At 57.1% G+C, this 6,857-nt stretch carries 5 protein-coding genes and 1 pseudogene; 2 read left to right on the top strand and 4 right to left on the bottom strand.

The window, feature by feature from the left end:
- Nucleotides 1-123: 123 nt before the first annotated feature.
- Entirely contained in the window at nt 124-924 is an 801-nt protein-coding gene (locus DBR30_RS01325; protein ID WP_108541793.1) for a GNAT family N-acetyltransferase, read from the bottom strand.
- A gap of 329 nt (nt 925-1,253) precedes the next feature.
- Here DBR30_RS01325 and metF point away from each other — a divergent pair, with 329 nt between their 5' ends.
- Nucleotides 1,254-2,144, top strand: a complete 891-nt coding sequence (gene metF, locus DBR30_RS01320; protein ID WP_005340191.1) for a methylenetetrahydrofolate reductase — start codon at nt 1,254-1,256, stop codon at nt 2,142-2,144.
- 69 nt (nt 2,145-2,213) lie between these two features.
- Here metF and DBR30_RS01315 read toward each other — a convergent pair whose 3' ends face one another.
- Together DBR30_RS01315 and DBR30_RS01310 are read right to left on the bottom strand one after the other, a co-directional pair.
- Entirely contained in the window at nt 2,214-3,278 is a 1,065-nt protein-coding gene (locus DBR30_RS01315) for a DUF3103 family protein (protein WP_108541792.1), read from the bottom strand.
- A gap of 122 nt (nt 3,279-3,400) precedes the next feature.
- Nucleotides 3,401-4,576 carry a benzoate/H(+) symporter BenE family transporter gene (locus DBR30_RS01310; protein ID WP_108541791.1) on the bottom strand — a complete coding sequence of 392 codons (1,176 nt, stop codon included), beginning with the start codon at nt 4,574-4,576 and terminating at the stop codon, nt 3,401-3,403.
- A 119-nt stretch (nt 4,577-4,695) separates the two neighbouring features.
- On the opposite strand from DBR30_RS01310, the gene DBR30_RS01305 reads away from it, so the two are divergent.
- The gene (locus DBR30_RS01305; protein WP_019445207.1) at nt 4,696-5,265 is read left to right on the top strand and encodes a helix-turn-helix domain-containing protein; all 570 of its coding nucleotides are present in this window, start codon (nt 4,696-4,698) and stop codon (nt 5,263-5,265) included.
- A 16-nt stretch (nt 5,266-5,281) separates the two neighbouring features.
- Here the strand turns inward: DBR30_RS01305 and DBR30_RS01300 are convergent.
- A pseudogene (locus tag DBR30_RS01300) lies at nt 5,282-6,474 on the bottom strand (NnrS family protein).
- Nucleotides 6,475-6,857 lie beyond the last annotated feature (383 nt).

Below are 6,857 nucleotides of genomic sequence, written 5' to 3'. Positions count from 1 at the left end.
GCTGGAGCGTTACGGAAAAGGCGTAAATATCAAAGCATGTTTGCATGAGGCGATGGGGCGCCCCATGCAACACGTAATTGGGACATAGCCTTTTTTTATGGCTCGTGGCCAGCATGTATCGCTTTATTGTGCTTCGTGGGGCCAGCGGCAGAGGCTGCCGATGCGGGCAACCGGGACAAACCCCAGAGAGCGGTAAATGCGCTGGGCATGGTAGTGCTCGTCAGCCACTATGATGAGTTGTTTGGCGCGGGACAATCCTGCGCGAGCCACTTGACTCAGCAGCTGGCGGCATAACCCCTGGTTGCGCCAGGCATGGTGCGTGCGTACCAACTGGAAGCGCCCAAGTGTGCCGCAAAAGAAGAGGCCACAGCTGGCGACCAATTGCCCCTCTTGCCAGATCCCCCACCAGTCCCCGAGACCATCGGCAATCATGGCCTGATAGAGCGCCTGACGGGATCGAAGATAGGGGAGATAACTCTGTTCCGAGTGCCCCTCATCCCGTTCATTGAGTTCGAAGTCGAGCCACTCAGGCCAATCAGCAGTGGTGAAGGTGCGTGCCTCAACCGTGTTCATGTCGCTGTGAGGGGGCGGGCAACTCTGTTCATCCAGCGCCAGCACCACGCACTCCATATATTGGTAACCCGTTGCGACAAAACCGGCGATCCGGCTGTTTTGCCCGGCCGCCAGTGGCCATTGGAAGGTGCGGTGGCGCACTCGAGGATCCTGGCCGATCAGCTGATCAAATGTGGCTTCCAGCCAGCCTTTGTCACGGTCGCTGGGCGGGGTGGGGAGCAGCAGGTAGTTGCCGAAGTAGTAGTCGGGAGCATCCGGCGTGCGAACCGCCCAGAACTGATCGTGCTGAACAACCTCGCCCTGATAGCGATCGAACAGCAAGTCGGTGGCAAAGCCGGGGTGGGTATCCATGATGGTGCTCCTGCAAAGACTCATTCTGTTATCGGCAGGAGTGGGAAATAGATGAAAAGGGGCCGGAGAAACCTCCGGCCAAACAATCACACGCAGATTCAGAACGTCCAGGACGATCTGCCCCCATCATAACTCGACTGGGGCAATTTTGGGATGGGCACTTTTCGGTTACGTACCGTTAATTTTGTAAATATGAAGTTCGTCAGATCGGAAGTGAGGTAAATCCCTGTTGACTTTGTGTCGTTTTGCTCATAAATATAAAGACGTTTAGACGTCCAAACATCCGTTTTGACGTAGGCAGATGGATTGCAGGACAGGGAGAAGAGCAGATGGGATTTCACAGTGCACGTCAGGTTGAGGCGCTCAACCAGAGCTTGGCAGATTTGAATGGCGATATATCGGTCAGTTTCGAGTTTTTTCCGCCCAATAGTGAAGGGATGGAAAATACCCTCTGGCAGTCCATCGAACGGCTGAAAGTGCTGGAACCCAAGTTCGTCTCCGTCACCTATGGCGCCAACTCCGGCACCCGTGATCGCACCCACAAGGTGATCAAGGACATCAAGGAGCGGACCGGCCTGATTGCGGCGCCTCACCTGACCTGTATCGATGCCAGCCGCGACGAATTGCGCACCATCGCCCGCGACTACTGGAACAGCGGTATTCGTCACATCGTGGCTCTGCGCGGTGACTTGCCGCAGGGGTTGGAGAAGCCGGATATGTATGCCACCGATCTGGTTGCCCTGCTCAAGTCGGAGGCTGACTTCGATATCTCGGTTGCCGCCTATCCGGAAGGGCACCCGGAGGCCAAGAGTGCACAATCCGACCTGCTCAACCTCAAGCGCAAGATTGATGCCGGTGCCAACCGCGCCATCACCCAGTTTTTCTTCGATGTGGAAACGTATTTGCGCTTTCGGGATCGCTGCGCCGCCATCGGCATCGATGCCGAAATCGTGCCGGGGATCCTGCCGGTCTCCAACTACCAGACCCTAGCCAAGTTTGCCGGTTTTACCAACGTGAAGATCCCGCGCTGGATGCATCAGCGTTTCGAGGGACTGGATAACGATCAGATGACCCGCAATCTGGTGGGGGCGAGCATCGCCATCGATCAGGTGCGCGTGCTGAGTCAGGAAGGCGTGAAGGATTTCCACTTCTATACCCTGAACCGCTCCGAGCTGACTTATGCCATCTGCCATACTCTGGGGGTTCGTCCCAAGGGTTGACCGGTGGTCACCGCGATAAAAGCAAAAAGCCAATGAGTTGCTCATTGGCTTTTTCGTTATGGCCGATTATCAAGGTCTGGTCGGGGCGATCTCTTTTGGCTCAAGATCGATAACCGCATTACCGGCAGCCCCCGGATACTGGCGATAGACCTGATCCTGCTCCAGTGTGTAGAAGGTATCCAGATAGTCGTCGTTGTTGGTCATCCAGGAGTCGGGCAGTGCCTTGACGATGCGACCGCCGAGATCGAGGAAGGGCAGTGCTTCCGGCACGCCACCCGCGGTAAAGCCGAGTTTGAGGGCTTCAATCAGCAGGGCGCTCAGCTCCTTGTAGTTGACGTTGTCATCCTGCTCCATCATCACCACATCGACGGCACCCCAGCGATAGCGATCCCAGTAAACCAGGATCTGGTTGGGGGTGTAGTCTGTGTTGTCATAGTCGAGGTAGGGCATGTCGACAATATCGACTACTGGCTCATCCCGACTGGGATTGACCCCTGCGACCACCGCATACACTTCGGCCGCGCCGAGCAGCCAGGGCTCCTGATCATCCTTCAGTCTGATCTTTTTCAGGATACTGGTCTTGAGTGGCGCCGTGCTGGCCGCCACTCGCGGAGCGCTTTGCAGATCCGCATCGGCCAGCGCCTTGCGCATCACCTTCAAGCCTGCGTTCTTGGCTTTGACGGGATCGGCTTCGACTACCAGAACCGGCCGGGCCGGTGCCTTGTCCACATCCAGATAGACGGGATTGCCAGCGCTGTCGAACGCTTCAATGGCGCTCCAGCTCTTCTCGTCTCCACTTGGAACATAGGCGACCAGCGGTTCGACGCCCTGTTGCAGTGCAGCGGCCTGATCGGTGTTGGCCAGCCGCAACTGCATCAGTTGCTTGACCTCGCCATCCAGTCCTTGCCGGCTGATGGCCGCTTGGTTGGCATCGGTCGCCTGCCGCTTAAGGCGCGGGCTGGCCTTCTGCAGCAGATTGGGAAGCGGGCTCTGATATTGCTGATTGCTCAGCAGGGGCAGCAGGTTTTTCTGCTGAAGTGCGAGCTGGCGAGCCAGCTCTCGATCCGTATCGGCAGCCTGGACGCTCGTAGCACCCAGTATGGCCAGTAGTAACAAGACAGCCTGATTTTTCATTTTTATACTCCGTTGCATGGAACCTGACAGGGCACCATGTCCGGGAAGATTGGTGCCCTGACGCCACTAGAAGGAAATTAGTTTCACTTGTGAATCATTTTATGTGGATAGTGTGCAGAGGTTCACGGTTTGAGGTTCAATTGATTCCTTTGTCGATATGATTGGAACTGATAGATAGCCAGACCAATCAGCAGACCCCAGCAGGCAGCCGCGATGCCGAGCAGGCTGATCCCGGACGCGGTAATGATAAAGGTGAGCAGCGCAGCTTCTCGCGCTTCATCCTCTTGCAAGGCGGAGTGCAGGCTGCTGCCGATGGTGCCTAACAGGGCCAAACCAGCGACGCAGGTGAAAAGGGCTGCCGGAAAGGCGCTAAACAAGGCCGCGACGGTTGCGCCGAAGCAGCCGGTCAGGAGATAAAAGCAACCCGCCCATACCGCAGCTGGCCAGCGGTGCTTGGTATCTGGGTCGACCTCTTTGCCCATGCAGATGGCGGCAGTGATGGCGGCCAGATTGAAGGCATAGCCGCCAAAAGGTGCGAGCAGCAGGCCAGTCAGGCCAGTCCAGCTGATCAGCGAGGAGGTGTAAGGCTGATAGCCGTGGGCCCGCAAGATGGCAATTCCCGCCATGTTTTGCGATGTCATGGTGACAATGAACAGCGGCAGCGTGATGCCAAACAGGGCATCAAGGGAGAAGACTGGCCATGTCCAGACCGGGCTGGCGAGTTGCCAGTGAAGGGTGCCCAGTTGCAAATCCCCCCGCACGCTGCAGGTCAGCATCCCCACTCCCAGTACCAGCACCATGGTATAGCGGGGCCAGAGATGACGACCCAGCAGGAAGGCCAGCAGCAGGGTGCCAAGCAGCAAGGGATCTTGCGGGGCGACCTTGAACAGATCCAATCCGAATCTGAGCAGAACGCCAGCGAGCATGGCGGCGGCCAGTGGAGCCGGGATATGTTTCATCAAACGGTCGAACCAGCCGCTGATGCCACACAGAGTGATCAGCAGGGACGAGATCACAAAGGCGCCGATCGCTTCCGCCAGAGTGAAGTTGCCCAGCGTGGTGATCAGCAGTGCCGCGCCCGGTGTGGACCAGGCGGTTAGTATGGGTATGCGGTAATAGAGAGAGAGGCCGATGCAGCTCACCCCCGTGCCGATCCCCAGCGTCCAGAGCCAGGAGGCGACTTGAGCAGTATCAGTACCTGCTGCCGTGGCGGCCTGGATTATCAGGATGACGGAACTGGTGTAGCCGACCATCACGGCGATAAAGCCGGCGACCAGATGGGGGAGTGCGAAGGGCATGACTCTTCCTCTTGGCGTTGTGACGCGCTGTGCGTTATTACGTACAATACAGCTTTGACTATATCGCTGTGCGCTATAGCGCACAAGGTGCATCGTGCAAGAGTAATAAAGAGGCAGTTATGCAAGAGATGAGTCAGCATCTGGCTGCTCGACTGAAGGGGCTGCGCAGCGAGCGCGGCTGGAGCCTGGATGCCGCCGCGCGCGAAACGGGTGTCAGCAAGGCGATGCTGGGGCAGATTGAGCGGGGAGAGTCCAGCCCAACGGTGGCGACGCTGTGGAAGATAGCCACCGGTTTTCGAGTCTCATTTTCCAGTTTCATTGAGCCCACACCCGCTGCGCAGGCAGAGGTGCTCTATCGCACCGCCGATGCCATTCGCCAGCAGCCAGCGGGAGAGGGCATGCAAGTGGCTCCGCTCTTCCCTTATGAAAACCGGTTTGGCTTCGAATTGCTTGAGCTGACCCTGTTGCCGGGTTACCAGCGTGAATCCGAGCCCCATGAGCCGGGAGTGACCGAGCATGTCATCGTCATCAGCGGCATGATGGAGGTGCTGGTGGAAGGGGAGTGGCGCTCATTGGTGCAAGGGGAGGCGGTGCGCTTTGCTGCCGACCGTCCCCATGGTTATCGCAATCTGGGCATAGCCCCGGCAATTTTCCACAACTTGATTCACTATCCGGTGGCAACACCCTGAACATGTTCCGCAGTCATCAACCCGGTCGACCATCTGCTCTGGGGCGGATCAGTATCGGGGTATAGACCCAGACAAACAGACCATAGGCCGCGATCCAGGCAAGCGCGCTGAGGTTCCAGCCATGCAGGGTATAAGCAGGCCAGAACAGCGGAATCGCCACCCGCATTGTAGCGGCAGCGATAACCAGGGCGAATGCGCCAGTGATCCTGCGTGCTACCTGCAAGGCCCGACCGCTATGGCCGAGGGAGACTCGCGCAATCATGCCCAGGATCATGGTGCCCATACAGCCTGCGCTGAGCAGGTGACTGGCCATCGACAACGTGATGGGCAGACCCGCGCTATGTGCTGCAAGGGAGAGCAGGCCAAGAGGGATAAACAGATAGGCGAGATGGAGTGACCACAGCAGGGGATGCGCAAGGGTCGATGGCAGATGCCAACGCAGTTGCCGCCACAGATGCAAACTCGCCGCCACTATATAGAGAGGCACTATATATATGCTGGTGACCCATTGGGTAGCAGCAGCCAGCAGAGCAAGATAAGCCACAGTGTCGCGAGCGCAGTCCGTTCCAGCCAGAGTAGAGGTGCAGCTTTCTCCTGACCGGTTGCCCGGGCGGTGAAGAACGGAATCACCCTTCCCCCCATCACGGCGATCAGGGTGGTAAACAACAGCACAGTTGTAATCAATAGGTGCTCAACGGTGGTCCACTCTTTATGCCATAACCAGCTGGCGCCATTGAGCAGGGTCAGCATCAGCAACAGGGGCACGAAGAAGAGGTTGCGCCATTGCCGGGTTATCAAGATCGGCTTGGCAAGGAACCAGGCGCAAAGCGGCAACCAGAGCAGGTCTGCCACCATCAGGAGTGTATTCTCCTCACCCAGCCAGGGTAACAAGGTCCTTGGCAACATCCACAACCCCACCACCAGCGCCAATGGCCAGCTCCGAACACCGGGATGGGCCGTCCAGTTCTGCACCGCTGTGAGCAGAAAACCCGCGACGATGGCAGCCCCGAAACCAAACAGCATCTCATGACCGTGCCACCAGATCGGGTTGGCAATCCCGGGTAAAGTTAGCCAACCGTTGAGCTGCCCCAGCCAGAGCAGCATGGTGACGGCAGCAAACAGAGCTCCGAACAAGAAGAAGGGTCGGAACCCCAAGCGGAACAGCGGGACGATTTGCTCTTCCTTATGGCTATCGAGGATTTGATGCATGAGGGCATTCCAATTGAGTATTTGAGATGTTAATTATAAATTAGCTTTTCAAATGTTCAATTTAAATCCGGCAATAGTCAGGATTGATGCCATTTCGAACAAAAAAAGAGGTGGTTGCTTAATATCTGAGCGAACGAGCTTTTTTGCTGAAAAAGCCCTTGTCATCCCGGCGCGGCTCCCTATAATGCGCCCCTACCAGCACGGCGGAACACGCCAACCTGATGAGCCAGCCTCCTTGTGAAGCAGGCGCCGAAAGAAAAGCGAAAACAATCGCTTGACTTTCGAAGTGAGAAGCGTAATATGCGCCTCCTCAACGCGACAAGCGTGACGCTCTTTAACAATTTGAATCAAGCAATCTGTGTGGGCACTCACAGCATCGAACA

This window comes from Aeromonas sp. HMWF017, from assembly GCF_003061465.1.
GTDB lineage: Bacteria > Pseudomonadota > Gammaproteobacteria > Enterobacterales > Aeromonadaceae > Aeromonas > Aeromonas veronii.
Note: the sequence above shows the minus strand (reverse complement) of the source record. Positions and strands in the feature narration are given on the sequence as shown.

What these genes read in the sequence shown, in the direction of transcription:
- DBR30_RS01310 (WP_108541791.1), bottom strand. Translation starts at nt 4,576, where the DNA reads ATGCCCTTCGCACTCCCCCATCTGGTCGCCGGCTTTATCGCCGTGATG.
- DBR30_RS01325 (WP_108541793.1), bottom strand. Translation starts at nt 924, where the DNA reads ATGGATACCCACCCCGGCTTTGCCACCGACTTGCTGTTCGATCGCTAT.
- DBR30_RS01305 (WP_019445207.1), top strand. Translation starts at nt 4,696, where the DNA reads ATGCAAGAGATGAGTCAGCATCTGGCTGCTCGACTGAAGGGGCTGCGC.
- DBR30_RS01315 (WP_108541792.1), bottom strand. Translation starts at nt 3,278, where the DNA reads ATGAAAAATCAGGCTGTCTTGTTACTACTGGCCATACTGGGTGCTACG.
- metF (WP_005340191.1), top strand. Translation starts at nt 1,254, where the DNA reads ATGGGATTTCACAGTGCACGTCAGGTTGAGGCGCTCAACCAGAGCTTG.